The 24,849-nt window shown below is 65.8% G+C and carries 24 protein-coding genes and 1 pseudogene; 8 read left to right on the top strand and 17 right to left on the bottom strand.

Annotation, left to right across the window (positions count from 1 at the left end; genetic code table 11):
* Positions 1 to 70: 70 nt before the first annotated feature.
* From lpxC to KDD17_RS08645, 4 genes and pseudogenes are all read left to right on the top strand, one after another.
* Positions 71 to 994 carry a UDP-3-O-acyl-N-acetylglucosamine deacetylase gene (gene lpxC, locus KDD17_RS08660; RefSeq protein WP_212706191.1) on the top strand — a complete coding sequence of 308 codons (924 nt, stop codon included), beginning with the start codon at positions 71 to 73 and terminating at the stop codon, positions 992 to 994.
* A 111-nt stretch (positions 995 to 1,105) separates the two neighbouring features.
* Positions 1,106 to 1,978 (top strand): outer membrane protein assembly factor BamD, encoded by an 873-nt coding sequence (locus KDD17_RS08655; RefSeq protein ID WP_431358115.1) that lies wholly within the window; start codon positions 1,106 to 1,108, stop codon positions 1,976 to 1,978.
* A gap of 27 nt (positions 1,979 to 2,005) precedes the next feature.
* Positions 2,006 to 3,648: pseudogene (recN, locus tag KDD17_RS08650) on the top strand (DNA repair protein RecN).
* 112 nt (positions 3,649 to 3,760) lie between these two features.
* Entirely contained in the window at positions 3,761 to 5,449 is a 1,689-nt protein-coding gene (locus KDD17_RS08645; protein ID WP_212703311.1) for a chloride channel protein, read from the top strand.
* Here the strand turns inward: KDD17_RS08645 and KDD17_RS08640 are convergent.
* The 3 genes from KDD17_RS08640 to cobT all read right to left on the bottom strand — a co-directional run bounded on the left by KDD17_RS08640 (position 5,446) and on the right by cobT (position 9,596).
* The gene (locus tag KDD17_RS08640) at positions 5,446 to 5,790 is read right to left on the bottom strand and encodes a DUF427 domain-containing protein (protein WP_212703310.1); all 345 of its coding nucleotides are present in this window, start codon (positions 5,788 to 5,790) and stop codon (positions 5,446 to 5,448) included. The genes KDD17_RS08645 and KDD17_RS08640 overlap by 4 nt on opposite strands.
* Before the next feature lie 31 nt (positions 5,791 to 5,821).
* Entirely contained in the window at positions 5,822 to 7,612 is a 1,791-nt protein-coding gene (locus KDD17_RS08635) for an aminopeptidase P family protein (protein ID WP_212703309.1), read from the bottom strand.
* A gap of 106 nt (positions 7,613 to 7,718) precedes the next feature.
* A complete protein-coding gene (cobT, locus tag KDD17_RS08630) occupies positions 7,719 to 9,596 on the bottom strand; it encodes a cobaltochelatase subunit CobT (protein WP_212703308.1) in 1,878 nt (625 codons plus the stop codon).
* Positions 9,597 to 9,880: 284 nt separating this feature from the next.
* Here cobT and KDD17_RS08625 point away from each other — a divergent pair, with 284 nt between their 5' ends.
* The gene (locus KDD17_RS08625; RefSeq protein ID WP_212703307.1) at positions 9,881 to 10,165 is read left to right on the top strand and encodes a hypothetical protein; all 285 of its coding nucleotides are present in this window, start codon (positions 9,881 to 9,883) and stop codon (positions 10,163 to 10,165) included.
* A 73-nt stretch (positions 10,166 to 10,238) separates the two neighbouring features.
* Here KDD17_RS08625 and cobS read toward each other — a convergent pair whose 3' ends face one another.
* Positions 10,239 to 11,225 carry a cobaltochelatase subunit CobS gene (cobS, locus tag KDD17_RS08620; RefSeq protein ID WP_212703306.1) on the bottom strand — a complete coding sequence of 329 codons (987 nt, stop codon included), beginning with the start codon at positions 11,223 to 11,225 and terminating at the stop codon, positions 10,239 to 10,241.
* A gap of 219 nt (positions 11,226 to 11,444) precedes the next feature.
* Here cobS and KDD17_RS08615 point away from each other — a divergent pair, with 219 nt between their 5' ends.
* On the top strand, positions 11,445 to 11,864 hold the full coding sequence (locus KDD17_RS08615; protein WP_212703305.1) for a hypothetical protein: 420 nt from the start codon (positions 11,445 to 11,447) through the stop codon (positions 11,862 to 11,864).
* On the opposite strand, the gene KDD17_RS08610 is transcribed toward KDD17_RS08615, so the two are convergent.
* A complete protein-coding gene (locus tag KDD17_RS08610) occupies positions 11,861 to 12,487 on the bottom strand; it encodes a J domain-containing protein (RefSeq protein ID WP_212703304.1) in 627 nt (208 codons plus the stop codon). The genes KDD17_RS08615 and KDD17_RS08610 overlap by 4 nt on opposite strands.
* Positions 12,488 to 12,623: 136 nt before the next feature.
* Between KDD17_RS08610 and KDD17_RS08605 the strand changes: the two genes are divergently transcribed.
* Positions 12,624 to 12,881: a BolA family protein gene (locus KDD17_RS08605; RefSeq protein WP_212703303.1), complete on the top strand. Its 258-nt coding sequence runs from the start codon at positions 12,624 to 12,626 to the stop codon at positions 12,879 to 12,881.
* Positions 12,882 to 12,888: 7 nt separating this feature from the next.
* Here the strand turns inward: KDD17_RS08605 and KDD17_RS18805 are convergent, their stop codons facing one another.
* The 8 genes from KDD17_RS18805 to KDD17_RS08565 all read right to left on the bottom strand — a co-directional run bounded on the left by KDD17_RS18805 (position 12,889) and on the right by KDD17_RS08565 (position 19,508).
* A complete protein-coding gene (locus KDD17_RS18805) occupies positions 12,889 to 13,365 on the bottom strand; it encodes a DUF4177 domain-containing protein (protein WP_254796754.1) in 477 nt (158 codons plus the stop codon).
* Between the two features lie 123 nt (positions 13,366 to 13,488).
* Positions 13,489 to 13,965 carry a thioesterase family protein gene (locus KDD17_RS08595; protein ID WP_212703302.1) on the bottom strand — a complete coding sequence of 159 codons (477 nt, stop codon included), beginning with the start codon at positions 13,963 to 13,965 and terminating at the stop codon, positions 13,489 to 13,491.
* 33 nt (positions 13,966 to 13,998) lie between these two features.
* A complete protein-coding gene (locus tag KDD17_RS08590; RefSeq protein ID WP_212703301.1) occupies positions 13,999 to 14,322 on the bottom strand; it encodes a hypothetical protein in 324 nt (107 codons plus the stop codon).
* Complete coding sequence (locus KDD17_RS08585; protein WP_212703300.1) at positions 14,319 to 15,128, bottom strand: class D beta-lactamase; 810 nt, start codon at positions 15,126 to 15,128, stop codon at positions 14,319 to 14,321. The genes KDD17_RS08590 and KDD17_RS08585 overlap by 4 nt, the downstream gene beginning before the upstream one ends.
* 24 nt (positions 15,129 to 15,152) lie before the next feature.
* A complete protein-coding gene (gatB, locus tag KDD17_RS08580) occupies positions 15,153 to 16,664 on the bottom strand; it encodes an Asp-tRNA(Asn)/Glu-tRNA(Gln) amidotransferase subunit GatB (RefSeq protein ID WP_212703299.1) in 1,512 nt (503 codons plus the stop codon).
* Positions 16,665 to 16,737: 73 nt separating this feature from the next.
* Positions 16,738 to 18,297 carry an AMP-binding protein gene (locus KDD17_RS08575; RefSeq protein WP_212703298.1) on the bottom strand — a complete coding sequence of 520 codons (1,560 nt, stop codon included), beginning with the start codon at positions 18,295 to 18,297 and terminating at the stop codon, positions 16,738 to 16,740.
* A gap of 66 nt (positions 18,298 to 18,363) precedes the next feature.
* Positions 18,364 to 19,353, bottom strand: coding sequence for a hypothetical protein (locus tag KDD17_RS08570; RefSeq protein ID WP_254796753.1), 990 nt, complete (start codon positions 19,351 to 19,353; stop codon positions 18,364 to 18,366).
* On the bottom strand, positions 19,350 to 19,508 hold the full coding sequence (locus KDD17_RS08565) for a hypothetical protein (protein ID WP_212703297.1): 159 nt from the start codon (positions 19,506 to 19,508) through the stop codon (positions 19,350 to 19,352). Before KDD17_RS08565 ends, KDD17_RS08570 begins: the two co-directional genes overlap by 4 nt.
* Positions 19,509 to 19,863: 355 nt before the next feature.
* Between KDD17_RS08565 and KDD17_RS08560 the strand changes: the two genes are divergently transcribed.
* The gene (locus KDD17_RS08560) at positions 19,864 to 20,571 is read left to right on the top strand and encodes a transglycosylase SLT domain-containing protein (RefSeq protein WP_254796752.1); all 708 of its coding nucleotides are present in this window, start codon (positions 19,864 to 19,866) and stop codon (positions 20,569 to 20,571) included.
* Here KDD17_RS08560 and KDD17_RS08555 read toward each other — a convergent pair.
* From KDD17_RS08555 to pepN, 4 genes are read right to left on the bottom strand one after another with little or no spacing between them, the layout of a single operon-like run.
* Entirely contained in the window at positions 20,568 to 21,002 is a 435-nt protein-coding gene (locus KDD17_RS08555; protein ID WP_212703296.1) for a hypothetical protein, read from the bottom strand. The two genes, KDD17_RS08560 and KDD17_RS08555, sit on opposite strands and share 4 nt — an antisense overlap.
* On the bottom strand, positions 20,999 to 21,523 hold the full coding sequence (locus KDD17_RS08550; protein ID WP_212703295.1) for a hypothetical protein: 525 nt from the start codon (positions 21,521 to 21,523) through the stop codon (positions 20,999 to 21,001). The genes KDD17_RS08555 and KDD17_RS08550 overlap by 4 nt, the downstream gene beginning before the upstream one ends.
* A 3-nt stretch (positions 21,524 to 21,526) precedes the next feature.
* A complete protein-coding gene (locus KDD17_RS08545; protein ID WP_212703294.1) occupies positions 21,527 to 22,264 on the bottom strand; it encodes an SDR family oxidoreductase in 738 nt (245 codons plus the stop codon).
* Positions 22,261 to 24,807 (bottom strand): aminopeptidase N, encoded by a 2,547-nt coding sequence (gene pepN, locus KDD17_RS08540; protein ID WP_212703293.1) that lies wholly within the window; start codon positions 24,805 to 24,807, stop codon positions 22,261 to 22,263. Before pepN ends, KDD17_RS08545 begins: the two co-directional genes overlap by 4 nt.
* Between the last annotated feature and the right edge of the window lie 42 nt (positions 24,808 to 24,849).

Here is a 24,849-nt window from a genome sequence, read left to right as displayed (position 1 = left end):
TCCGGTGGCAACCACCCCCGTATCTAAGGGTTAATCAAGCGTGAACTTGAATCAACCCGAGGATACCGTCGTGCAGACAACCGTGAAAACAGCGATCAGCTTTGCAGGGATTGGCCTGCATTCCGGCCAGCCCGCAACGGCGACAGTTCGTCCTGCCCCCGTGGGCAGCGGCATCTGGTTCAAACGTACCGACGTGGCCGTGGGTCAGCGCATGATCCCCGCGCGGTGGGATGCGGTCAACCGCTCGCCGCTGTGCACAAAACTGCGCAACAACACCGGTTTGGAAGTCTCCACCGTTGAGCATCTGATGGCGGCCCTCGCGGGATGCGGGGTACACAACGCGGTTATTGATCTCGATGGCCCTGAAGTGCCGATCCTCGATGGCTCCTCCGCGCCTTTCGTGCGGGGTATCATGGCGACGGGTGTGCAGCCGCAGGCCGCCCCCGTAATGGCCTTCGAAGTGCTCAAGGAAGTGACCGTGCGCGATGGCGATGCCGTGGCCACGATTAAACCCAGCAACACGCTGCGCATTGATTTCGAAATCGAATTTGCCGATGCGGCAATCGGTCGCCAGACCAAATCGCTGGTGATGAACAACGGCTCTTTCGCGCGGGAGCTTTGCGACAGCCGCACCTTCTGCCGCCAGGCGGATGTGGAGGCAATGCAGGCCAACGGTCTGGCCCTTGGCGGGCAATCCGGCGAAAACGCGGTCGTGTTCGACGGTGACGCGGTGCTGAGCCCGGGTGGCCTGCGCCACGGCGACGAGCCCGTGCGCCACAAGATGCTGGACGCCCTGGGCGATCTGGCGCTGGCCGGTGCGCCGCTGCTGGGCCACTACACCGGCGTGCGTGCGGGCCACTCGCTGACCAACACGCTGCTGCGCGCGCTTTTTGCGCAAGAAGGCGCGGTTCGCCTTGTGGAATGCACCGGCGACATGGCCGCCCGGCTGCCCGGTCACGGCCTGCACTGGGGTGAGATCCCCGCCGTCGCCTGACGCACACCAAATCGGCATTTGGCAACCCGCTTTATTGTGGTAACACCATGGTCAACGGGGCCATGAGACCCTAAGACGGTCAAAGCGGGATGTGAACAGGGGATACCGGAAATGGGTTTTGGGGGAAGGGCAACACGTCTGTCCATGACGCTGGTTCTGGTCGGCACGCTGGCCGCGTGCGGCGGGAACCGCAACGCCGGTCTTGTGACCAATAACCTGTTCAACCCGCAGGAAATCCCGCTTGAGACATATTCGCCCGAACAGATTTTCGAACGCGGCGAATTCGAGCTGAACCGCAGACGCCCCGCCGAAGGTGCGTTCTATTTCGCGGAGATCGAGCGGCTGTACCCCTATTCCGAATGGGCCAAGCGCGCGTTGATCATGCAGGCGTTTGCCTATCATCAGGATGCAGATTATCCCAACAGCCGCTCAGCCGCGCAACGCTTCATCGATTTCTACCCAGACGATGACGATGCGGCCTATGCGTCCTACCTGCTGGCGCTCAGCTATTACGATCAGATCGACGATGTGGGCCGCGATCAGGGGCTGACCTTTCAGGCGTTGCAATCCTTGCGTCAGGTGATTGAGCGCTATCCCGAGAGCGAATACGCGCGCTCGTCGATCCTGAAATTCGATCTCGCGTTCGACCATCTTGCGGGCAAGGAGATGGAGATCGGGCGCTACTACCTGCGCCGCGATCACTATACCGCCGCGATCAACCGTTTCCGCGTCGTGGTCGAGGAATTCCAGACCACGACCCACACCGCAGAGGCGCTGCATCGGCTGGTTGAGGCATATCTGAGCCTTGGCCTCACCGAAGAGGCACAGACGGCCGGCGCGATCCTGGGCTATAACTACCAGTCGACCGAGTGGTACGAGGACAGCTACAAGCTGCTGACCGGTCGGGGGCTGGAGCTCAAGAGCCTTGGCAACAACTGGCTGTCGGCCATTTACCGCCAGACGATCAAGGGCGAATGGCTGTAACCCCGCAGCCCCCCACAGGATAGGCCGATGCTGCGCGGATTGGACATCTCGGACATGCTCATCATCGAGCGGTTGGAACTCGCGTTCCAGCCGGGTCTGAACGTGCTGACAGGTGAGACGGGGCAGGGAAGTCGATCCTGCTGGATTCGCTGGGCTTTGTGCTGGGGTGGCGGGGGCGCGCCGATCTGGTCCGGCAAGGGGCCGCGCAGGGCGAGGTGACCGCGTGGTTCGATCTGCCCGACGGTCACCCGGCCCACGCGGTGCTCGAAGAGGCCGGGCTGCCCGGCGGGGATGAGCTGATCCTGCGGCGTATCAACACCGCCGAGGGGCGCAAGACCGCGTGGGTCAACGACCGGCGCTGCTCGGGCGAGGTGCTGCGACAGCTGTCGGAGACCCTGGTGGAGCTGCACGGCCAGCACGACGACCGCGGTCTGCTGAACCCGCGCGGGCATCGCGCGATCCTCGATGCCTACGGTGGCATCGATCTGGGGCCCACCCGCAAGGCGTGGACCGCCCGCGCGGCGGCGCGCAAGGCGCTGGAGGCCGCGCGGACCGCACAGGAAGAGATCCGCGCCGAGGAGGAATTCCTGCGTTACGCCGTGGCCGAGCTCGACAAGCTGGACCCGCAGGAGGGCGAGGAGGCGCAGCTGGACACCCGCCGCCGCCAGATGCAGGCCGCCGAGAAGATCCGCGAAGATGTCGTGAACGCCTATGAGGCGATGGGCCAGCAGGGCGCCGAGGCGCGGCTGGCGGACGCGCTGCGCTGGCTCGACGGGGCCGCCGGCCGGGCCGAGGGCGCGCTGGAAGAACCCATGGCCGCGCTCAACCGATCCATGATCGAACTGGACACGGCGATGGACGGTGTGGTGCGCGCGATCGAGGCCATGAGCTTTGACGCAGCGGAGCTGGAGGACACCGAGGAACGGCTGTTTGCGATCCGGGCGCTTGCGCGCAAGCATGATGTCATGCCCGACGCGCTGGCGGGCTTTGCCGGGACGCTGCGCGACAAGCTCGGCACGCTGGACGCGGGCGACGCGGCGCTCGCGCGGCTTGAGGCGGAGGTGCGTCAGGCCGAGGACGCCTATGCCGCCGCCGCCGAGGCTCTGAGTGCTGCGCGGGGCAAGGCGGCGACCCGGCTCGACAAGGCGGTAAGCGCGGAGCTGGCGCCGCTCAAGATGGAGCGCGCGGTCTTCGCCACCCAGATCACCCCCGAGAGCCCCGGCCCGGAGGGTGCCGACGCGGTGACCTTTACCGTGGCCACCAATCCCGGCGCCCCCGCCGGACCACTTAACAAGATCGCCTCGGGCGGGGAGCTGTCGCGCTTTCTGCTCGCGCTCAAGGTGTGCCTGACGCAACACCAGACCGGCCTCACGCTGATATTCGACGAAATTGATCGTGGCGTGGGCGGGGCGACGGCGGATGCCGTTGGGCGCCGGCTGGCCTCCATCGCGCAGGCGGGGCAGGTGTTGGTCGTCACGCACTCGCCGCAGGTGGCTGCCCTTGGCGCGCATCACTGGCGGGTGGAGAAATCGGTGACAAAGGGGATGACGCGCACCGATGTGGTGCCGCTGGATGCTGCTGCGCGCATCGACGAGGTCGCGCGCATGGTCGCGGGCGACCAGATCACCGATGCCGCCCGCGAGGCGGCCCGCGCACTGCTGAGCGCCTGAGCACTGCGCCCGTTCCGGGGCCAAATCACCCTCACGTGAGACCGCGCGCCTTGAAACCGCCGCAAGGGTATGGTTTCGAGAGGCATCCGCCTCACTGCGTCAAAGGCCACCGATGTCCGCGCCCGACCGCTCCTTTCTGACCGCGCAAGCGTCCCAGGCCTGGGACAGCTGCTGCGAGGGCTGGGCGGTGCTGCGCCGCAAGGGGCCGGGCAAGGTGCAATTCTGGTTCATCGCGCTGGTGATCGGGATTTGCGCAGGCTTTGCCGCCTTGTTTTTCCGCAAGGGGATCAACCTGTTGCAGGAAACGCTCTACGGTACGGAGGATGTGCAGTACCTGCACAGCTTCATCTCGGGGCTCGATTGGTACTGGGTCGTGATCATCCCCACCTTGGGCGGTCTGGTAACGGGTGTCATTCTCGATCGTTTCACGCCGGATGCGCGGGCACGCTCGGTCGCGGATGTGATCGTGGGATCGGCGCTGCACGACGGGCGGGTCGAGACGCGGGCCGGGCTCGCCTCAGCAGCGGCGTCGCTGGTGACGCTGGGCACGGGCGGATCCTCGGGGCGCGAGGGGCCGGTGGTGCATATCGCGGGCATGATCTCCACCTGGGTGAGCAACCGCATCAACGCCGACGGCATCACCGGGCGCGATCTGCTGGGCTGCGCCGTTGCCGCCGCCGTCTCGGCCAGCTTCAACGCGCCGATCGCGGGCGCGCTCTTTGCGCTTGAGGTGGTGCTGAGGCATTTTGCGATCCACGCCTTTGCGCCCATCGTCATCGCCTCCGTTGCGGGCACGGTCATCAACCGTCTGGAATTTGGCGGCGTGACGGAATTCAAACTGCCAACCACGGGTGAGCTGCAATTCTACATCGAGCTTCCGGCCTTCCTGATGCTGGGCCTTACCTGCGGTCTGGTGGCGGTGATCCTGATGCGCGCGGTGTTCTGGGCCGACGATCTGGGGAATGAAATACAGCGGCGCACGTCGCTGCCCAGGTGGCTGCGCCCGATGCTGGCCGGGATGGCGTTGGGCGTTATCGCGCTGTGGTTTCCGCACATCATCGGCGTCGGCTACGAGACGACCTCGCTGGCGCTGACCGGCGAGTTGATGCTGCACGAGGCGATGGTTTTTGCGGTGCTCAAGGTCGTGGCGGTGGCCATTACGCTGGGAGGGCGCATGGGCGGCGGGATCTTTTCGCCCTCGTTGATGACGGGCGCGCTGGTGGGGCTTGCGTTCGGGCTGATCGCCACGGGGATCTTTCCCGATGTTTCAGGCTCCGTCTCGCTCTATGCGCTTGCGGGGATGGGGGCGGTCGCGGCGGCGGTGCTGGGGGCGCCAATCTCTACCACGCTCATCGTGTTCGAGCTGACGGGCGACTGGCAGACGGGGTTGGCGGTGATGGTGGCCGTCAGCATCTCCACCGCAATTTCCTCGCGCGCGGTCGATCACAGCTTTTTCCTCACCCAGATCGAGCGGCGCGGCATCCACCTTGCCGCCGGGCCGCAGGCCTATCTGTTGGCGATGTTCACCGCCGCCTCGACCATGCGCACGCCAGACCATGCCCGCGCCGCCGATCCCGACACCTGCTGGGAGATGATCGGCGAAGGGGTGTATATCGACGGGGCCACCACGCTTGAGCAGGCGATGCCCATGTTCGAGCAATCCCAGCAGCCGTTCCTACCGGTGGTGTCCCTGTCAAGGGAAGCGGCGCCGCCGGAACTCTTGGGCGCGCTGTTCCACGTGGATGCCCTGCGCGCCTATAACCGCGCGCTGGCCGCCACCGCCGCCGAGGAACACTCCTAGATCTTTTCGACCGACACAGTGTCGCTGGGCGTGAACGCCAGATATCCCTTGATGCGTGCAACGTCTTGCTTGGGATCTTCGTAGGACCAGACGGCATTCTGCAACGTGGTACTTTTTGTCACGATAGAGAAATAGCTGGCCGTTCCCTTGTGCGGGCACTCGGTCGTGTGATCCGTGGGATCCAGAAACGCCATCGCCACGTCGCCGCGCGGAAAATAGATCACCGGGGGATAGTCGCCCTCGGTCAGCTCCAGCGCGTCCGAGCTTTCGCCGATGACCGCACCGCCCGCCCGCACGCTCCACTGGCCTGCGGCCTTGGTGATGGTGATATTCGCTGCCATGATCTGTCCCCCCTCTGGATACTCGATGCCCCTAAACTGGGGCGCAAGCCTCAGATAACCACGCTTTTGCCGCGGGCGACACCCGTGGCCCGATCTTTTCGAGCGTTTGCGCGTGGTAATCGTTGAGCCATGCACGCGCCGCGGGCTCCAGCAGGTCGGCCAGGATCAGCCGCCGGTCTATGGGCGCAAAGGCCAGGGTTTGCCAGTCGAGCATCGCGCGGTGCGCGTCGCCGCCGGGCAGATCGGGTGCCTCCCGCACGACCAGCAGGTTTTCGATGCGGATGCCAAAGGCCCCTTCACGGTAATATCCCGGCTCATTGCTCAGGATCATGCCCGGCTCCAGCGGCACCTGGCTCATGCGGCTCAGGCGCTGCGGCCCCTCGTGCACGCTCAGGTAGGCGCCCACGCCGTGGCCCAGACCGTGGTCAAAATCCTGCCCCGCCAACCAAAGTGGCGCCCGCCCGATCGCCTCGATATGCGCGCCGGCCAGACCGCGCGGCCAGCGCAGGCGGCTCATCGCGATCATGCCCGCCAGCACGCGGGTAAAGGCGGCACAGGCCTCGCGCGGCGGGGTGCCGATGGCGATCGTGCGGGTGATGTCGGTGGTGCCATCAAGGTACTGCCCCCCGCTGTCGAGCACGATCAGATGGCCGTCCTCAAGCGTGCTGTCGGTCTCTTCGGTCACGCGGTAGTGCATGATGGCGCCGTTCGGGCCGGTGCCCGCAATCGTCTCGAAACTGATGTCCTGCAGCGCGTTGTCGCGGCGGCGAAACGCCTCGAGCTGGCGGACCACGGCGATTTCGGTCAGCGTGCCGGGCGCGTGCCCGTCGAGCCAGCACAACAGTTCGACCATGGCCGCCCCGTCGCGCAGATGCGCCTCGGCCGCGCCCGCGATTTCGGCGGCGTTCTTGCGCGCCTTGGGCAGCGCACAAGGCTCCGCGCCGGGACGCGCGCGATCGCCCAAACGGTCGGCCACGATCTGTGGACACGACCCGGTGTCAATCCGCACGGGCCCCTCAAGCGTGTCCAGCGCCGCCAGAAACCCCTCCGGCGCCGCCAGCCGCACATCCGCCCCCAGATGGTCCGTCAGGCGATCGAATTTCGCGGGCGCCGCATACAGATCGACCGACCCGTCGACGTGCAGGAGGGCAAAGCTGTGCACGACCGGATTGCGCGCGATATCCGCGCCCCGGATGTTGAGCAGCCAGCAAATACTGTCGGGCAGGGTGAGCACGGCGGCGCTCTCCCCGGCCTGCTTAAGTGCGGCGGCCAGCCGCGCGCGCTTGTCGATGTGGCTCTCGCCCGCAAACTCGGGGGGGTGCGGCTTGGCGGGGGCCATCGGAGGGGCAGGCTGATCCTCCCAGACCGCATCGACCGGATTGTCGCATTGCACCAGCGTGATACCGCTCCCGGCCAGCGCGCGCTCGGCCTGCGCGATCTGATCCACCGTATGCAACCAGGGATCAAAACCCACGCGCCCGCCGCGCGGCACGTGCACACGCAGCCAGTCCGCCATCGAGGTCTCGGGCCAGGCCACGGGGGTAAAGACATCAGCAACCTGCGCCTTTACCTGCGTGCGGTAGCGCCCGTCGATGAACACGCCGGCCATATCGTGCAGCACCACACAGAAGCCCGCCGATCCGGTAAACCCGGTCAACCAGGCCAGCCGCGCGTCGCGCGCCGCGACATACTCCCCCTGATGCGCATCCGCGCGCGGGACAATAAATCCGTCAAGCCCCCGCGCCGCCAGAACCTCGCGCAACGCTGCCAGCCGCGGCGGTCCCTGTTCGGGCCGCGCCGTCACCTCGAAGGATTGAAACATCCCGCTCTCCTCCGGTGCTGCGGTGCAGGTTTTCCCCGACACGCCCCTGCACCCTTTCAAAAATACCTAAAGGACCACCGCACAGCCCGCGCTGCGGCCAGCAAAGTCAGCTCGCCCGCTTCATCCCCATGACCCGCGCCCGCGCGCGTGGATCGCTGTCGAACAGCGACGCAAGCTGCTCGGTCATCGCCCCGGCCAATTGCTCCACATCCGTGATCGTCACCGCCCGGTCGTAGTAGCGCGTCACATCGTGGCCGATCCCGATCGCCAACAGCTCTACCGCCCGCTTTTTCTCGACCATGGCGATCACGTCGCGCAGATGCTTTTCGAGGTAGTTCGCGGGGTTCACCGACAGGGTGCTGTCGTCCACGGGCGCGCCGTCCGAGATCACCATCAGGATCTTGCGCGCCTCGTGGCGCGCCATCATGCGCCGGTGCGCCCATTCCAGCGCCTCGCCGTCGATGTTTTCCTTCAGCAGCCCCTCTTTCATCATCAGACCCAGATTGGGTCGCGTGCGCCGCCACGGCGCGTCCGCGGATTTATAGATGATGTGGCGCAGATCATTGAGCCGTCCGGGGGCTGCGGGGCGCCCGTCGTTGAGCCACGCCTCACGCGCCTGACCGCCCTTCCACGCCTTGGTGGTAAAGCCCAGGATCTCGACCTTGACGTTGCACCGCTCCAACGTGCGGGCCAGAACGTCGGCGCAGATCGCGGCGATGGAAATCGGGCGCCCGCGCATCGAGCCGGAGTTATCCAGCAGCAGCGTCACCACGGTGTCGCGGAATTCGGTGTCTTTCTCGACCTTGAAGCTCAGCGGCGTGGTGGGGTTGGCCACCACGCGGGCGAGACGCCCGGCGTCCAGCGTGCCTTCCTCCAGATCGAACTCCCAGCTGCGGTTCTGCTGCGCCTGCAAGCGACGCTGCAGCTTGTTGGCCAGACGGCTGACCGCGCCCTTGAGCGGCTCAAGCTGCTGGTCGAGATAGGCGCGCAGGCGCTCCAGCTCCACGGGTTCGGCCAGCTCCTCGGCGCCCACGACCTCGTCGTGCTTGGTCATGTAGACGGTATAATTGGGATCGGCGTCAGAGATCGGGGCAGGGGCCGGCGGCTCCATCGGGGCCTCGCCCTCGGGCATCTCGGCCTCCTCGCCCAGCTCCTGATCTGCCATATCCTCCATCGAGACCTGCGCCTGGCTCGCGTCCTGCTGGTCCTCCTGGGATTGCTCGGGGGAGGCGTCGGCGTCCTCGTCCTGCTGGTCGTCGTCGCCAGTGCTGTCGGGATCCTGCTCCTCTTCGGCGCCTTCTTCGGCCTGATCTTCCTGCTCTTCGTCAGTGCCGTCGGGATCGTCGCCCAGTTGATCGGCGTAGCCCAGATCGGTGATCATCTGGCGGGCGAATTTGGCAAAGGCCGACTGATCCTCCAGCACATCGCCCAGATCTTCGAGCGTGCCGCCGCATTGCTCTTCGATATAGCCGCGCCACAGCTCCATCACGTTGGCCGCCCCGGCGGGCATCTCGCGCCCCGTCGCCAGATGGCGCACCAGATAGCCGGCGGCCGTGGCCAGCGGCACATCCGCCGCCTGCGTCACCTGATCGTAGCCCCGGCGCAGGGCCTCGTGTTTGATCTTGGCGTCGATGTTGCCGGCCGTGCCGGGCATGTCGCGCGCGCCCATCGCCTCGCAGCGCGCGGTTTCCATCGCCTCATACAGATCGCGCGCCATTTCGCCCTGCGGCTGATAGCGCGCGTGGGTCTGGCCGTTGTGGTAGCGCCGGTTGAGCGCCAGCGCATCCGCCGTGCCGCGCGCCAGCATCACCTCATCGCGCGTCATCCGGCGGGTCACCTGCGGCAGGCGCATCGCGTCGCCGGTCAGCCCCGAGGGGTCCACCGAATAGCTGACCGTCAGATCGGGATCGTTGGCCATGACCTTGGACGCTTCGGCGAGCGCCTTTTTGAACGCGTCGGCGGGATTGTCGGAATTGGTGCTCATGCGCGGACCTCGGGGCGAAAATGTCTGAAAGCTGTGTCGCAGGTTTTGCCAAAAGGGTCAAAGCCTGCCTGAAAGGTAGCGGAAGTGCCGCCGCAGGCCAGAGCGGGCGCCAAAACCGTCAAAAAATCGGGGGAAATTTTTGCAGTAAATCGAGGGGGTTGGCAAAAAGATTGCCAATAATCGCGAAAATCTTGGAACGGGATTGGGGGGGTCGGGTTGTATCTGCAACAGCGCTTGACACAGCATAACGCAGAGCCAAGCCATTGAAACTGAAGGAGTTAGTAATGACTGACCTGATGAACAAAACCGCACGTATCGCCGTAATCGCCCTGCTGAGCGCAGCCCCCGTGGCCGCATTCGCGGATGTAGAGACCGGCTCGCCCGCACAGTCGATTGCAAACGACCCAGATGAGTACGCCGAAAGCGATGGTCCCCTGACCGACGACGCCGGTGAATCGCTGGAAGACACGGCCCGCAGTGATCAGGGCGAAGACGCCTATGAGGACACCGACTTGGCAGAAGATGTCGATGGTTCGCTGATTGAGGACGACGCCAAGCGCGACGGCTAAGATTGGCCTGATACCAAACAAAACCCCGGAGCAGCCGCTCCGGGGTTTTTTTTTGTGCCACGGGCGGAAGGGATCAGCCGAGGCTGATCGACGCCGCACTTTCGGGCAGTTCTTCGTCGAACAGGCGCTGGTAGAACTCGGCAACCGTCTGGCGCTCAAGCTCGTCGCATTTGTTCAGGAACGACAGCCGGAAGGCGTAGCCGACATTCTTGAAGATCTCGGCGTTTTGCGCCCAGGCGATGACGGTACGCGGCGACATCACCGTGGACAGATCCCCGTTCATGAAGGCCGTGCGCGTCAGATCCGCGACGGTCACCATCTGCTTGACGGTCTTGCGGCCCTCGGCGGTGTTGTAATGCGGGTTCTTGGCCAGCACGATCGCCGCTTCGGCGTCGATGCTGAGGTAGTTCAGCGTCGAGACAAGCGACCAACGGTCCATCTGGCCCTGGTTGATCTGCTGCGTGCCGTGATAGAGGCCCGTCGTGTCGCCCAGACCCACGGTGTTGGCGGTGGCAAAGATGCGGAAGAACGGGTGCGGCGTGATCACCTGGTTCTGGTCCAGCAGCGTGAGCTTGCCGTCCTTTTCCAGCACGCGCTGGATCACGAACATCACGTCGGCGCGGCCCGCGTCATATTCGTCAAAGACGATCGCAGTGGGGTTGCGCAGCGCCCAGGGCAGGATGCCCTCCTGAAAATCGGTGACCTGCTTGCCATCGCGCAGCTTGATCGCGTCCTTGCCGATCAGGTCGATCCGGCTGATGTGGCTGTCGAGGTTGACGCGCACGGCGGGCCAGTTCAGGCGCGCGGCGACCTGTTCGATGTGGGTGGATTTGCCCGTGCCGTGATACCCTTGGATCATCACGCGGCGGTTGTGGGAAAAGCCCGCAAGGATCGCCAGCGTCGTGTCGGGGTCGAACTTGTAGGTCGTATCGAACTCCGGCACGCGCTCGGTCACCTCCTCGAAGCCCTTGACGGTCATGTCTGTGTCGATGCCGAACACCTCCCGCACCGAGATTTCCTTGGTCGGGGTTGCGTTGATATCCAATGCGCCGTCAGCCATGCCAGTCATCCTACCTCTTTGGGGAGCCTCCTCGGGGGAGGCGCGTCAGTGTCTTCACGCGGATGCAACATATCGCGGGTGGGTGCAAGGGAAAGGGGCAATTTCCGCTCCCCCTTAAGGCCAGTTGCCGGGCTGCACATCTTCTGCACGAATGCCCGCGCAGTTCTGCGCAATTCAAGTGTCACAACGGGAAACAGATATTCATAGAGGAGAGCCCCCATGACCCGTTCCACCCGCCTGCACCTTGCCGCTGCGACCGCCCTTACTGGGCTCATCGTATCGTTTGCCATGGCGTTCATGGGCGGGCCCATGTCGCGCCATCTGCCAGGGATCGGCTTTCACCTTGCCGCGATTTTTGGCGCGGGTGGTGTGGGCTACGTCTGCGCGGGGGCGTTCGGACGACCGCGCAGGCGCGGCTGGCTCATGGCGGGGTTTACGGCGGTCTGGATGACGATAGCGAGCGCGTTCGCCGGTGCGACGCTGCTGGGCCTGACCGTCGGCACAATCGAGACGGGCGTGTACGGGCTCTTCGCGATCATCGACGCGGCGACCAGCCCCGCCGCCGTGGCGGTGTGGGCGCTGTGCATGACCGGGTTGCACCTTTACGCCCGTGATCTGCGCCACGATGCCGCCACCTAGTCCTTGAAATTCCGGCTCGCCTTGAGCTGGTCCCAGGCCCAGACGACCTGTTGCAACTGCTCTTCCTGGCTGCGGTCACCGCCGTTCATGTCTGGATGAAGAACCTTGATCAAGGATTTGTAAATCTTACGGATTTCCGCCTTGGTCATATTGTCCTTGGCATCCAGAATTTCGAGCGAGCGGCGCTCGGTCGGGGGCAGGCGGCGGCCTGCCTGCGGCCCCTTGCCGGGGTTGCGCGTGGCGTTGGCGCCCAGCACCTGATGGGGATCCTCTATGCCCAGCCGCGCCCATGCGCGGGCCTCCGGGTCGCCCAGCGGTTTGGTCGGGCGTTCCCACACCTTGCCCTCGCTCAGCTTGGCGTTCATCTCGGCCTCGGTGGTGCCGTCAAAGAAGTTCCATTTGTTGTTGTACTCGCGCACGTGCTGCTGGCAAAACCAGAAGTAGTCATCCAGGACATCGGGCGCCTTGGGCGCGCGGTACTTTCCGGCCTCCTGACAGCCGTCGTGGTCGCATACGCGCGTGGAGGTCTCGGACGCCCCCGACATGCCACGGCGCCCGCGCGGGTTCTTCTTTTTGGCCGAGGACACGGACATGTCGAAGCCGAAGGGATCATCTTTATTCATGGGGGCACCTTTCGTTCGCAGGGGGCTTAGTCTAAACCTCTCGCTGTCAGAGGGAAGGGGGATTTCGAGAAAAATCCAATCCTTTCCGGCGACAAACCACCGCGCCCCACGGGCGCCCCTGCCGGAGATCGCCGCCATGTCCGTCACCGCCCAGATCGAAGCCGCCCTGCGCGCGGCCTTTACGGTAGAATCGTTGCAGGTCAACGACGTCAGCGAAGCCCACCGGGGCCACGCCGGATTTCAGGAAGGCGGGGAGAGCCATTTTGACGTGGCGCTCACCGCGCCGGAGCTGGCGGGCAAGACGCGCATTGCAAAGCACCGCGCGGTGCACGCGGCGCTGGGGCCCGAGCTGATCGGGCGCATCCACGCGCTGTCTTTAGACCTCAAACCCTAAGATCGCGTTAATCGTCGGATTTCTTCACCGGCGGGTCGGTGTCCTTGCCGCGGGCGAGGCTGCGGGCGTGGGCGAGGATACTGAGTGACGATCCGATGCCGGACGTGCTTTGCGTGTCCTCCACACCGTTGTCGGGCACGGGTGTTCCACCAACGACGGCGTCCTCTTCGGCGGGCATCTGCAACGCCTCCGCATCCGTCATCTCCGACGGTGCGGGCAGCAGTTCTGGCTGGAATTCGGCGGCGTCGCCTTCGCGCGGACGCCGGAAAATCAACACGTTACGCCATTCTGTCGTCGATGAGGCCAGCCCCGCGCGCTCAAGCGACGGAAGCGTTTCGGCGCGCTGATATTCCCAGCCATAGCCGGCCATGGCGTTCATCAATTCCTGCACCGCATAGGCAAACCGGGCCTCTGCACCGCGCACGCCCTTGCCCTTGCGGCCCTTGGTGGGGGCGGGGACGACCTTGTATTCAAAGCGGGGCATGGGCGGGATTCCGGTCTGGTTTGCGGTGTTCTAGCGCGGGTGCGGGCGAAAGGGAACCACGGGGATGCGGGGGTGTCACACCCTGTGCACCGGGCGTACACCGCGCGTGCACACGGCTGACGCCTAGCGCGGGATGCCTATCTTGCGGCCCGCGCGTTCGGGCCAGGGGGCGTTTGCGTGGGCTTGTTTCATCGTCTCAAGGTTCGTGATGATCTCGGACGGGATGGGCGCTGCGCGGGGTTTCCCGCCTTTCTGGTCGATGTGCAGGGCAAGCGCTTCGCCCGTGGCGGCGCACCAGCCGTCGGAGTGCCACAATTCCTGAAAGACGTGGAAGCGTTTGCCGTCGTAGTCGAGCAGCTGGAAGGTCGAGGTAACCGTGTCGCCCTCGGCCAGCTCGCGTAGATAGCAGATGTGGAATTCGACCACATAGGTCGTGCAGCCCGTGGCCTCGCGATATTCGGGCCCGAAACCTAGGATCGGATAGGCCTGATCGGCGCATTGATCCATCAGCACGGAGTAATACGCCATGTTGAGATGGCCGTTGTAGTCGATCCATTCGGGGCGCACGGTGAGCGGGGTGGAGCGGAAGACGTCGGTCATCGGCGGTATCCTTTGCAATCGGGCGGTGGGCTGTCAGCTGTCGCGACAGCTGAACGGGACGAAGGTGCTGGCCATACCCTCGGACATTGTCATCACCGTCAGCATATTGGCCAGTGAAAAGTCGGCGTCGGTGACGGGGCAGACCGCGACGCGCGCGGTACAGTCCGACGCGACAAATGCCTCAGTGGCGGCAACAAATCCGTCGCTGGGGGCAGGCCCGTCGAGGGTTGAGACCGCCCAGTCCCATGCGTCCCGGTAGAGGGCGCATTTGCTAAGGCTCCAGTCATCGGGATCCGCCGCAGGGGCGGATGGCGCCACGGGAGCCACGAGGACCAGCAGAACGCCCAGCCGCCTCATGGCTGCGCGCCCTGCAAAAGCGGTGCGAGGATGGTTTGCATCGTGGCGCGGGCGCGCAAACCCGGAGAGACATCGTGGCGCCGGGCATCCTGACGCAGATGCGCGAATACCACCTTGTCCGCGCCATTCTCGGCCCAGCCGACGTACCAGCCAAAACCGCGCGCGTAGTCAAAGCTGCCGGAGTCCTGTCGCGGGAAGGCGGCGCCGGTCTTGCCCTGTATCCGCCAGCCCTGCACGGTCGCGTGATGGGTGACGATTGCGCGGGTCTTGCGCAGGGTGTCGGCCCTGACGGGCAGATCCCCGGTGACCAGTCGGGCCAGAAACCCGGCCTGCTCGCGCGGCGATATTTGCAGGCTCGACGAGAGCCACGCGCGTTCAAGCCCGTTGGATTGCGCGATGTCGCCGGACATATCCGCGTTACCGTAGCCGAAGGCGTGCAAATGGTCGGTGATATTCACGGCGCCGAGGCGGGGCGTGATGGCCTGCGAATACCACAGCACCGAATATGCCATCCAATGGGCCGGATCGGTCGGCTGTCGCCACTGCCTGCCCCAATCCGGGGTGCCTTCGATGAAGGGCAGGCGCGGGGCGTGGGCGCTTTGCAGCACGCCAAGTTCATAGCCGATCAGGGCCAGCGGGATCTTGAACGTCGAGGCGGGCGTGGCGCGGCGCGTACAGTCGCCGCGCTCCAGGATCGGGGCGCGGGTTTTCGCATCCACGACGAGGGTGCAGATTTCACCGGCCCTTGATGGCGCGGCAGAGAGGAACTGCGCGGTCAGGGCAATGACCGCCAGACAGAACCGCACCGACGGGCCTATGCGCACCGCGCCTTAGCCCTTCAGCTTGGCCGCGACGAGCTGGTTGACGGCCTTGGGGTTGGCTTTGCCGCCCGTGGCCTTCATCACTTGCCCCACGAACCAGCCGGCAAGTTTGGGGTTCTCGCGCGCCTTGGCGACCTGATCGGGGTTGGCGGCGATGATCTCGTCCACGGCGGCTTCGATGGCGCCGGTGTCGGTGACCTGTTTCATGCCGCGTTCTTCGACGATGACCGCCGGATCGCCGCCTTCGGTATAGACGATCTCGAACAGATCCTTGGCGATCTTGCCGCTGATCGCGTCGGAGGCGATGAGGTCGATCACGCCGCCCAGCTGCGCGGGCGACACGGGGCTGTCGGTGATGTCACGGTCGTCTTTCTTGAGCCGGCCAAAGAGTTCGTTGATGACCCAGTTGGCGGCCATCTTGCCGTCGCGACCCTGTGCCACAGCCTCGAAATAGCTCGACGAATCGAGATCGGCTGTGAGCACGCTGGCGTCATAGTCCGACAGGCCGAAGTCATTGATGAAGCGCGCCTTCTTGGCGTCCGGGAGCTCGGGCAGGGTGGCTTTGATCTCGTCCACCCAGGCCTGTTCGATTTCCAGCGGCAGCAGGTCGGGATCGGGGAAGTAGCGGTAGTCGTGGGCCTCTTCCTTGGAGCGCATGGAGCGGGTTTCCTGCTTGTCGGGGTCGAACAGGCGGGTTTCCTGCACGACCTCGCCACCGCCCTCGACGATGGCGATCTGGCGGCGGGCCTCGACCTCGATCGCCTGCTGGATAAAGCGCATGGAGTTCATGTTCTTGATCTCGCAGCGCGTGCCGAGGAAGGAGAAATCCTGCGTTTCCATGTATTTCTCGTAGGCGCCGGGCGCGCAGATGCTGACGTTGACGTCGGCGCGCATGGCACCCGATTGCATGTCGCCGTTGCAGGTGCCCAGATAGCGCATGATCTGGCGCAGTTTGGCGAGATAGGCGGCGGCCTCTTCGGGGCTGCGGATATCGGGCTTTGAGACGATCTCCATCAGGGCGACGCCCGTGCGGTTGAGATCGACAAAGGACATCGCGGGGTCCATGTCGTGGATGGATTTTCCCGCGTCCTGTTCGAGGTGGATGCGTTCGACACGCACGTTGCGCGCGGTGCCGTCGCCCATTTCGACCAGCACCTCGCCCTCGCCCACGATGGGGTGGTAGAGCTGGCTGATCTGGTAGCCCTGCGGCAGGTCGGGGTAAAAGTAGTTCTTGCGGTCAAAGGCCGAGAAGAGGTTGATCTGTGCCTTCAGGCCCAGCCCTGTACGCACAGCCTGCTCGACGCAGAATTCGTTGATGACGGGCAGCATGCCGGGCTGCGCGCTGTCGACGAAGGCGACGTTTGAATTGGGCTCGGCGCCGAAAAGGGTCGAGGCGCCGGAAAACAGCTTGGATTTGGAGAGCACCTGCGCGTGCACCTCCATGCCGATCACCAGTTCCCAGTCCTGTTTTGCGCCGCTGATGACGCGGGGTTTGGGGGTGTCGTAAGTCAGATCAAGCATGGCGGCCCTCGGGGTGGTTTGGTCTGATCGCGGTGTAGCCGCCCCCGCGCAGTGTCGCAAGGGCGGGCGGCGGTCAGGCGGTGTCTTTCATCCGGTCGCGCAGCACGCGGCGCAGGATCTTGCCGGAGGCGGATTTGGGGATCTCGTCGACGAAATAGACCTCGTGCACCTGCTTGTAGGACGACAGCGTGCGTTTGAGATGCGCGCGCACGCCATCGGCGTCCGGCACGCGGTCGTTGCCGACGATGAAGGCGATGGGCCGCTCGCCGGCCTCGTCATCGGGCAGGCCGATCACGGCGGCGTCGGTGATGCCGTCATGGGTGAGCAGGGTTGCCTCCAATTCGGCGGGGGCAACCTGGAAACCCTTGTATTTGATCAGCTCCTTGAGGCGGTCCATGATGAACATGTAGCCGTCGGCGTCGATCTTGGCGATGTCGCCGGTCTTGAGCCAGCCGTCCTGCGTCAGCGTCTCGGCGGTGGCCTTGTCGTTGTTGAGGTATCCCATCATCACCTGGGGGCCGCGAATCCACAGCTCGCCTTCCTCGCCTGCCGGCAGGTCGGCGCCGGTGTCGGGATCGACGATGCGGCAGTCGGTGTTGGGCGTGGCCAGCCCGCTGGAGCCCGATTTGGGCGCGTGGCGCGGGGAGATATGGGTGACGGGGCTGAGCTCGGTCATGCCGTAGCCCTGCAGCGCCACGCAGTTGAGCCGCTTGGCCACCGCGTCGCAGACTTCGCCCCCCAGCGGGGCGGCGCCGGAGAAGATTTCCTCGACACTGGACAGATCATATTGGTCGACGACGGGGTGTTTGGCGAGTGCCAGCGCCACGGGGGGCACGATCCACATGCGCCGCGCGCGGTGGTCCTGACTGATCTGCAGGAACAGCTCAAGATCAAAGCGCGGCAGGGTGACAAGCGCGCCGCCGCCCGCGAGGTGCACGTTCATCAGCGCCTGCATCCCGTAGATATGAAAGAACGGCAGGAAGCCTGCGGCGACTTCGCCCTCCTCAAACGAAGCGCCCGCGATGATCTGGTCGACGTTGACCACAAGGTTGCGGTGCGACAGGCGCACGCCCTTGGGCAGCCCGGTGGTGCCCGAGGAATAGGGCAGCACGACGATGTGGGTGTCGAGATCAACGGGGGTTTGCGCCTCTTGCGGGGCGCCCATCAGATCGTCGAGGGTCTGGGTGCCCTCGGCACTGCCGATGACCGTGAGGGGCAGTCCGCCGACCTCGGTTGCCGCTGCCTGCGCGGTTTCCAGAAACATCGGCACGGTAATCAGCATGTCGGCGCCGCTGTCGCGCAGCTGATGCGCGACTTCGGCGGCGGTATAGGTGGGGTTGATCGTGGTGATCGTGCCGCCGGCCCAGGCCACGCCATGAAAAACGACTGCGTAATCGGGCATGTTGGGCGCCATCAGCGCCACGGTCTTGCCCGCGCCGAACCCGCGCGCGTTGAGCCCGCCCGCCAGCCGTTTGACACGGTCCATCAGATCGGCGGCTGTCAGGGTGGCGCCCGTCGGTCCGTCGGTGAGGACAACGGCATCGGGCCGCCGGGTGAGGTTTTCAAACACCCGCTGGGTGATGGTGATGTCGCGCAGGGCAACGTCCGGTGCGGCGGTCTTGTAGATGGTCATGCGATCCTCCCTTTGGACGGGAAGGATAGGAGCGGGGAGGCGGGAGTGTCCATCCCCGCCGTGCGTTCAGGCGGGTTGCGTCTGTGCGCCTTCATCGGTGAAGACGATGCGCTTGCCCGCCTCGATCTCGCGCCTGAAAAGCCCCGCGATGATGCGCAGCGCGTCGTCGCGCCCGGCCGCTGCAAAGCGGCTGGCGGAGGAGACCCGCAGATTGTTGGCAAACCCCTGCGCGGCATGGGCCCAGATCATCGGATGCAATTCGGTCAGGTGTTCGCGCACGATCCAATTGGCGCAGGCGGCGATCTGTGCGCGGTTGTGATCGGCGGCGTCGTGACCTGAATAGGCCTGCCCGATGGTATTGGCACAATAGGCGGCGAGCAGGTTGGCGGTATGCGGATCGCGGCGGCGCGCGAGGATGTCGCGCAGCCCTTCGACAAAGAAATCAAGATCCAGGCGCGCGCAGGCCTCGTCGTCCATGCTGATGGCGTCGAACATCACCCATGTGTAGCCACCCGCGCCCCAGATACCCGCGGTGCGCGCGGCGGTGCGCCGGGCCTCCAGTTCGAGCGTGGCGTAGGAGCCGTACCAGCGCGGCAGCATCTGCGTGCCGAGCGCGCGCAGGGAGGCGGTGTTGCGCGGGTTGATGTCAATGAGCGCCTCGAAGCGGTTGGCGAGCCCGCGCCCGCCGTCCTCCTCCGCGCCGTTGAGCGCGCAGGCCAGCGACGCGAGCAGGGCGCTGTTGGCGGTCTGCGCGGAGAAGGGGGCCATGATGTCACGGGCGCGGGCGAAATGCGCCTCGAAGGCTTCGCGGTTGCGGCGCGCGATTTCGACGTCCCAGCCGATGCCGCGCCATGCCCAGGCCAGATCCACATGCGCCTGCGCCACGATGCAGGCGACGATGGCGTCGCGCGGATGCTCTGCCAGCACGTATTCCAGCGCTTCGATCCCGCGCAGGAGTGGCGCGTCATGGGCGGGGGCGCGGTCCATCAGCGCGTGTTCCACCGCAAGTACCACATCGGCGCGGGCGCCAAAGGCCATCAGCTCCGCCACGCTCATGCCACCGGGGTCATTACGTTGCGGGCATCGGCGTCGGCGATCTGCGCGCTCAGCAAATCCCAGCGCTCCTGGCGTACCAGCCGCAGCGCGCCGTTCTGGTAGGTGTCGCGGGTGCGCGCTTCAAGCGTGGGATCGGGGCAGGGAATATCGAGCATGGCAAGCGGGTCGCCGGGCGCCGGGGCCGCCACACGCAGGGGGCTGTCGGGGCCGGTGTGGGGGCCGCTGCGGGCTTGGGCAGTTTGTTCTTCAGGGCAGACATCAGGCGCATGGCGCGAACTCTCCGAAACCGGTGATTGCCCTTCTGGATATGCCCGGTAACTGGGGCGCGATCATGGCGCGGGCGCGGAATTGCAAAGGGGGTGGCGTGCCGAAGCGGCGCGATTTGTGCCGCAAGCGTAAAGATTCCGTTAACCATGGGCGTACTGTTGCCGGATCGGCATCAAAGCCCGCGCGCGTGGTCTTGCGCGTGACGGGGCGGCGCAACATAGTGTGGCCCATGCGGGGGGAATCTTGAGTTTGCTGGTCCTGGGTCTGACGCTCGGGGAAATGGCCTCGGCCGAAGGGCTTGAGCGGGTGCGCCCGGTGGCCAAGCCTGCGCAGGCGGTGGCCGCCGTCGATCCGATCACGGCCCCGCCGCCGGTGGATCTGGCCGCCTTTCGACCGCCCGCGCGCCGCGTCACCCTTCCGCGCACCCGTTGGCAGCATATGGACGGTCACGCGCTGTGGACGCGCGCGGCGCTGTCGGCGTTCAAGCAACACGGCAAGCCGCTGATCACGACCGTGCCGCGCGACATCACCACCTGGTGCCCGGCCTATCCCGAAAACGGGCCCGAGCAGCGCGGGGCCTTTTGGGTCGGCTACATGTCGGCGCTCGCAAAATACGAAAGCACGTACAAGCCCTGGGCCGTGGGCGGCGGCGGGCGCTGGTACGGGTTGTTGCAGATCCTGCCCGCCACCGCGCGCGGCTATGACTGCCGGGCGGGCACGGGCGAGGCCTTGAAGGACGGGGCGGCCAACCTTAGCTGTGCGGCGCGGATCATGGCCGTGACGGTGCCGCGCGACGGGGTGATCCACGCGCGCGACACCCGCTGGCGCGGGGTCTCTGCCGATTGGGGGCCGATGCGCAACGCGCGCAAGCGCGGCGAGATGGCAAGCTGGCTGCGCAAGCAATCCTATTGCGTGCCGGTGGGCACCCTGCGGCCCCGCGCGCGGCCCTAGCCGATCAGACTGAAGTGATGGCGTTTGACGGTGAGGCCGGCGGCGCGGGCTGCCGTGTCGACCTCCGTATGCGGCGGGGTGGCTGGCACTGGCACGCGCAGCTTGCGCCCGTTGCTCAGCACCACGCTGACCCGCACAGACATATCGAGCCGGGTGTCGAGCCGGATGTGATTGACCCCGCTCAGCGCGATTTCGGCCTCGGCGTGGGGCGTGTGCCAACGGATGTGGGTCGCATCGAGGGTGAAGCTGGCCTGCGGCTGGGCCACGATCTCGTAAAGGGCGGGCAGGGTGAAGGCGGCCAGCACCGCCACGATCAGCGGCGATGCGTCCAGCACCCACCAGGCCAGCGCCAGCACGGTCCAGATCGCGGCGACGACCAGCGCGGCAGTGCGGCTGCGTGGCGTGGCGGTATAGCTGTAGGGCAGGCTCATGCGGTGCGAAAGATCCGCGCGAGCGATCCCAGCGCATCGGCCTGCCGCGCGCTGGGCATGCCCTTGCTGCCCGCCGCCGCCACGTTGCCGAGTACCGACATCAGCCGGTCGAAATACGGCCCGTGATCGAGCCGTTTGAGCCGCTGTGTCAGCCGCTCGAAGGCGCGCTCGCCGCCCTGCGCCGCGACCCACGGGCCCAGCGTCACCAGATCATCGGCTGTCGCGGCGTCGCAGCGCAGGTGTTTGGCCAGCGCGCGGTGCAGGGTGGCGTCCGCCACGGGGGCGGCATCGTCCATCCGCGCGAAACACGCGGCGAGGGCGGCCACGCAGACATCGGCGCTGGAGAGGCTGTCGATCAGGTACACGTTGGGTTGTGCCTGCACGCCTTGCCGTTTGGCCGCCGCGCGGACCTCGCGCGGGGCGTCCATCAGATCGTCCGCGATGAAGGGGCCGCGCTGAATGTAGCGCCACGCAAAAAAGCCGGTGACCAACAGGCCCGCAAGCAGAAGGATCAGCGCCATCCCCTAACGCCCGCCGGTGACGTCCAGCGTGCTGCCGGTGATGTAGCTGGCCCCGTCCGACATCAGCCACAGCACGGCCTTGGCGATTTCATCCGCTGATCCGGTGCGCTGCATCGGCACCATGGAGCTGAGGCGCGCGGCGCGGTCGGGATCGCCCCCCTTGGCGTGGATCGGCGTGTCGATCAGGCCGGGGGCCACGCCCATGACGCGCAATCCCTTTGGCGCAACCTCATCCGACAGCCCCTTGGTAAAGATGTCCATCGCGGCCTTGGAGGCGGCATAGTCGACGTATTGATTGGCCGATCCCAGCCGCGCGGCGGCGGAGGTGACGTTGATGATGGTCCCGGTGCCGCGCGGCTCCATCCGGCGCACGGCGGCGGCGGCGACCAGAATGGCGCCGATCACGTTTGTGTCGAACATGCGCCGCAGGCGGGCGTGGGTCAGATCGCTGACCCGGATGGCATCGTCGACGACGCCCGCGTTGTTGATGAGTGCGGCAAGTGGGCCGGTGGCATCGACCGTTGTATAGAGCGCGTCGATCTGGTCGGGGTCGGTCACGTCGCATTGCACTGGCGTGACGGCGGCGCCCGCGGAGGTGCAGTCGGCGGCGACCGCTTCGGCGCCCGTGCGGCTGCTGGCGTAGGTCAGGACCAGATCAAAGCCCTGCGCGGCGGCAAGGCGCGCGCAAGCGGCACCGATCCCCGTCGAGGCGCCGGTGATGAGGCACAGCGGACGGCTCATGCGCCCGCGATCCGGGTGAGCATTTCGGTTGTGTCACGGCTGAGGCCGGGCGTGGCGAGGATACGGTCGATCTGGGTTTTCATCAGCTTTTGTCTTTCGGTGTCATAGCGTTTCCACGTCTGGAAGGCCGAGCACATGCGCGCCGTCGTCTGCGGATTGAGCGGGTCGAGTTTGATCAGCCAATCGGCCAGCAGCGCGTAGCCCTTGCCGGAGGCGTGGTGAAAGCCTGCGTGGTGCATCGCCAGCGTGCCAAACACGGCGCGGAAGCGGTTGGGGTTCTGCCAGTTGAAATCGGGGTGTGCCGTCAGGCGCTGGGCGACGTCGGCGGCATCGTCGGGCTGGGCGCGGGCGACTTGCAGGCCGAACCATTTGTCCATCACTAGCCGGTCGTCGCGCCAGCGGTCCTCGAACGCGGCGAGGGCCGCATCGCCGCGCCCGGCGGTGATCAGCTGCGCCAGCGCGCCGAGTTTCTGGGTCATGTTATCGGCGTGATCGAATTGCGCCTGCGCGGCGGTGCCGTTGTCGCCGCGCGTCATCAGCGACAGCATAACGCCCGCCAGCGCGCGCTGGCCCGATTGCGCGGCATCGGGGGCGTAGGCTTCGGTCACGGTATTTTCGGCGTAGAGCATCATGGCATCACCGCCAAAGCGCGCGGCCATGGCGGCGCGCATGTCCTCAAGGGCTGCGTGGATGGCCATCGGATCGGGGGTCTCGCCGTGCTCGGCCAGCACGCCGGCGAGTTCGGATTGCCCCGGCGCGCCCATCATCAGCGCGCGGGTGGCGGGATCAAGGCTGCGGTCGGTGGCGACGCGGTGGATGCCGTCGAGGTAGGCTTCATCGGGGGCGGCACCGTCGCGGATCTGCGCCAGCAGGGAGCGGCGCGCGAGCGTGCGTGCGGCCTCCCACCGGGTGAAGGGATCGGTGTCGTGGGCCAGCAGATGCGCGGGATCGGCGTCCGGGTGATCAAGCACGACGGGCGCGGAGAAATCGCGCAGGATCGACGCGACCGGGCGCTGGGCGAGACCGTCGAAGGCAAAGCGTTGCGTGGCCTCGGTCATTTCCAGCACGCGGGTCGTGGCAACCTCGGCCCCGTCGGGGGCGATGAGGCCGACGGCGATGGGGATGACCTGCGGCTGCGGGTCGGGCGAGGCGGCGGAGGGCGCGGTGGATTGCGTGAAGGTGAGCGTGAGCGTGCCGTCGGCCCAGTCTTCGGCAACCGACACGCGCGGCGTGCCCGCCTGCGTGTACCAGCGTTTGAACTGCGCCAGATCGCGGCCGGTCGTCTCCTCGAACACCTTGAGCCAATCCTCGATGGTGGCGGCGTCGCCGTCGTGACGGTCAAAATAAAGCTGCACGGCCTGCGCATAGGCCTCATCGCCCACGAGGGTTTTCAGCATGCGGATCACCTCCGCGCCCTTTTCGTAGACGGTGGCGGTGTAGAAGTTGTTGATCTCCTGAAAGCGGTCGGGGCGCACGGGGTGAGCGAGCGGGCCCTGATCCTCGGGGAACTGGCGCGCGCGCAGATCAATCACATCAGAGATGCGTTTGACCGGGGCCGATCGCATATCGGCGGTGAACTGGCTGTCGCGGAAGACAGTCAGCCCTTCCTTGAGGCACAGCTGGAACCAGTCGCGGCAGGTGATGCGGTTGCCGGTCCAGTTGTGGAAATACTCATGCGCGATGATCGCCTCGATCCGCTCGAAATTCATGTCGGTGGAGGTTTCGGGCGACGCCAGAACCGCGCTTGAATTGAAGATATTCAAACCCTTGTTCTCCATTGCGCCCATGTTGAAATCATCGACGGCCACGATGTTGAACAGGTCCAGATCGTATTCGCGGGCGTAGACGTCTTCGTCCCATTTCATGCTGTCCTTGAGCGCCTGCATGCCAAAGGCGCATTTGCCCTCGTCGCCGGGGCGCACGTAGAGGTTCAGCGCCACCTCGCGGCCTGATCTGGTGGTAAAGCTGCCGGGATGGGCAACCAGATCGCCCGCCACCAGCGCAAAGAGATAGGCGGGTTTGGGCCAGGGATCGTGCCATTCGGCGCGTCCCTGCGCGGTGCTGACCGGGTTACCGTTGGACAAAAGCACGGGCAGATCGCCCTCGATGGTGACGTCGAACACGGCCATCACATCGGGGCGGTCGGGGTAGTAGGTGATCTTGCGAAAGCCCTCGGCCTCGCATTGGGTGCAATACATGCCGTTCGACATATAGAGCCCTTCGAGCGCGGTATTGCCTGCCGGATCAATCTCGACTTCCGCCTCGAACACGAAAGCACTGTCTGGCACGGTGCAGGTCAGCCCTTCGGCGGTGACGTCAGGCGTGATGTCCTGCCCATCGATGCGCGCCGAGATCAGGGTGAGCGCCTCGCCGTGCAGAAAGAACGGCTGCGCGGGGGCGTCCGCGTTGGGGGCGAAGGCGATGCGGCTGCGCACGCGGGTGGCCGACGGGGCCAGCGTGAAATGCAGCGAAACCTGCTCCACCCGCCAGCCAAAGGCGGTGTAGTCGGAAAGATAGATCGTCTGGGGGGCGGCGTCGCGCATGGGCGCTCCTTTAGCGGAAAATTTCGCGAACATCGGGAACCA

The sequence above is a fragment of the Sulfitobacter albidus genome (assembly GCF_018200035.1).
In the GTDB taxonomy this organism is placed as follows: domain Bacteria; phylum Pseudomonadota; class Alphaproteobacteria; order Rhodobacterales; family Rhodobacteraceae; genus Sulfitobacter; species Sulfitobacter albidus.
Note: the sequence above shows the minus strand (reverse complement) of the source record. Positions and strands in the feature narration are given on the sequence as shown.

Excerpts from the sequence above, each read along its gene's own strand:
- KDD17_RS08590 (WP_212703301.1), bottom strand. The coding sequence starts at position 14,322 with ATGAGGCGGCTGGGCGTTCTGCTGGTCCTCGTGGCTCCCGTGGCGCCA.
- KDD17_RS08625 (WP_212703307.1), top strand. The coding sequence starts at position 9,881 with ATGACTGACCTGATGAACAAAACCGCACGTATCGCCGTAATCGCCCTG.
- KDD17_RS08655 (WP_431358115.1), top strand. The coding sequence starts at position 1,106 with ATGGGTTTTGGGGGAAGGGCAACACGTCTGTCCATGACGCTGGTTCTG.
- KDD17_RS08635 (WP_212703309.1), bottom strand. The coding sequence starts at position 7,612 with ATGTTTCAATCCTTCGAGGTGACGGCGCGGCCCGAACAGGGACCGCCG.
- KDD17_RS08605 (WP_212703303.1), top strand. The coding sequence starts at position 12,624 with ATGTCCGTCACCGCCCAGATCGAAGCCGCCCTGCGCGCGGCCTTTACG.
- pepN (WP_212703293.1), bottom strand. The coding sequence starts at position 24,807 with ATGCGCGACGCCGCCCCCCAGACGATCTATCTTTCCGACTACACCGCC.
- KDD17_RS08575 (WP_212703298.1), bottom strand. The coding sequence starts at position 18,297 with ATGACCATCTACAAGACCGCCGCACCGGACGTTGCCCTGCGCGACATC.
- KDD17_RS08570 (WP_254796753.1), bottom strand. The coding sequence starts at position 19,353 with ATGAGCGTGGCGGAGCTGATGGCCTTTGGCGCCCGCGCCGATGTGGTA.
- KDD17_RS08595 (WP_212703302.1), bottom strand. The coding sequence starts at position 13,965 with ATGACCGACGTCTTCCGCTCCACCCCGCTCACCGTGCGCCCCGAATGG.
- KDD17_RS08555 (WP_212703296.1), bottom strand. The coding sequence starts at position 21,002 with ATGAGCCTGCCCTACAGCTATACCGCCACGCCACGCAGCCGCACTGCC.
- KDD17_RS08640 (WP_212703310.1), bottom strand. The coding sequence starts at position 5,790 with ATGGCAGCGAATATCACCATCACCAAGGCCGCAGGCCAGTGGAGCGTG.
- KDD17_RS08615 (WP_212703305.1), top strand. The coding sequence starts at position 11,445 with ATGACCCGTTCCACCCGCCTGCACCTTGCCGCTGCGACCGCCCTTACT.
- KDD17_RS08565 (WP_212703297.1), bottom strand. The coding sequence starts at position 19,508 with ATGCTCGATATTCCCTGCCCCGATCCCACGCTTGAAGCGCGCACCCGC.
- KDD17_RS08610 (WP_212703304.1), bottom strand. The coding sequence starts at position 12,487 with ATGAATAAAGATGATCCCTTCGGCTTCGACATGTCCGTGTCCTCGGCC.
- cobT (WP_212703308.1), bottom strand. The coding sequence starts at position 9,596 with ATGAGCACCAATTCCGACAATCCCGCCGACGCGTTCAAAAAGGCGCTC.
- KDD17_RS18805 (WP_254796754.1), bottom strand. The coding sequence starts at position 13,365 with ATGCCCCGCTTTGAATACAAGGTCGTCCCCGCCCCCACCAAGGGCCGC.
- KDD17_RS08550 (WP_212703295.1), bottom strand. The coding sequence starts at position 21,523 with ATGGCGCTGATCCTTCTGCTTGCGGGCCTGTTGGTCACCGGCTTTTTT.
- KDD17_RS08645 (WP_212703311.1), top strand. The coding sequence starts at position 3,761 with ATGTCCGCGCCCGACCGCTCCTTTCTGACCGCGCAAGCGTCCCAGGCC.
- gatB (WP_212703299.1), bottom strand. The coding sequence starts at position 16,664 with ATGCTTGATCTGACTTACGACACCCCCAAACCCCGCGTCATCAGCGGC.
- cobS (WP_212703306.1), bottom strand. The coding sequence starts at position 11,225 with ATGGCTGACGGCGCATTGGATATCAACGCAACCCCGACCAAGGAAATC.
- KDD17_RS08545 (WP_212703294.1), bottom strand. The coding sequence starts at position 22,264 with ATGAGCCGTCCGCTGTGCCTCATCACCGGCGCCTCGACGGGGATCGGT.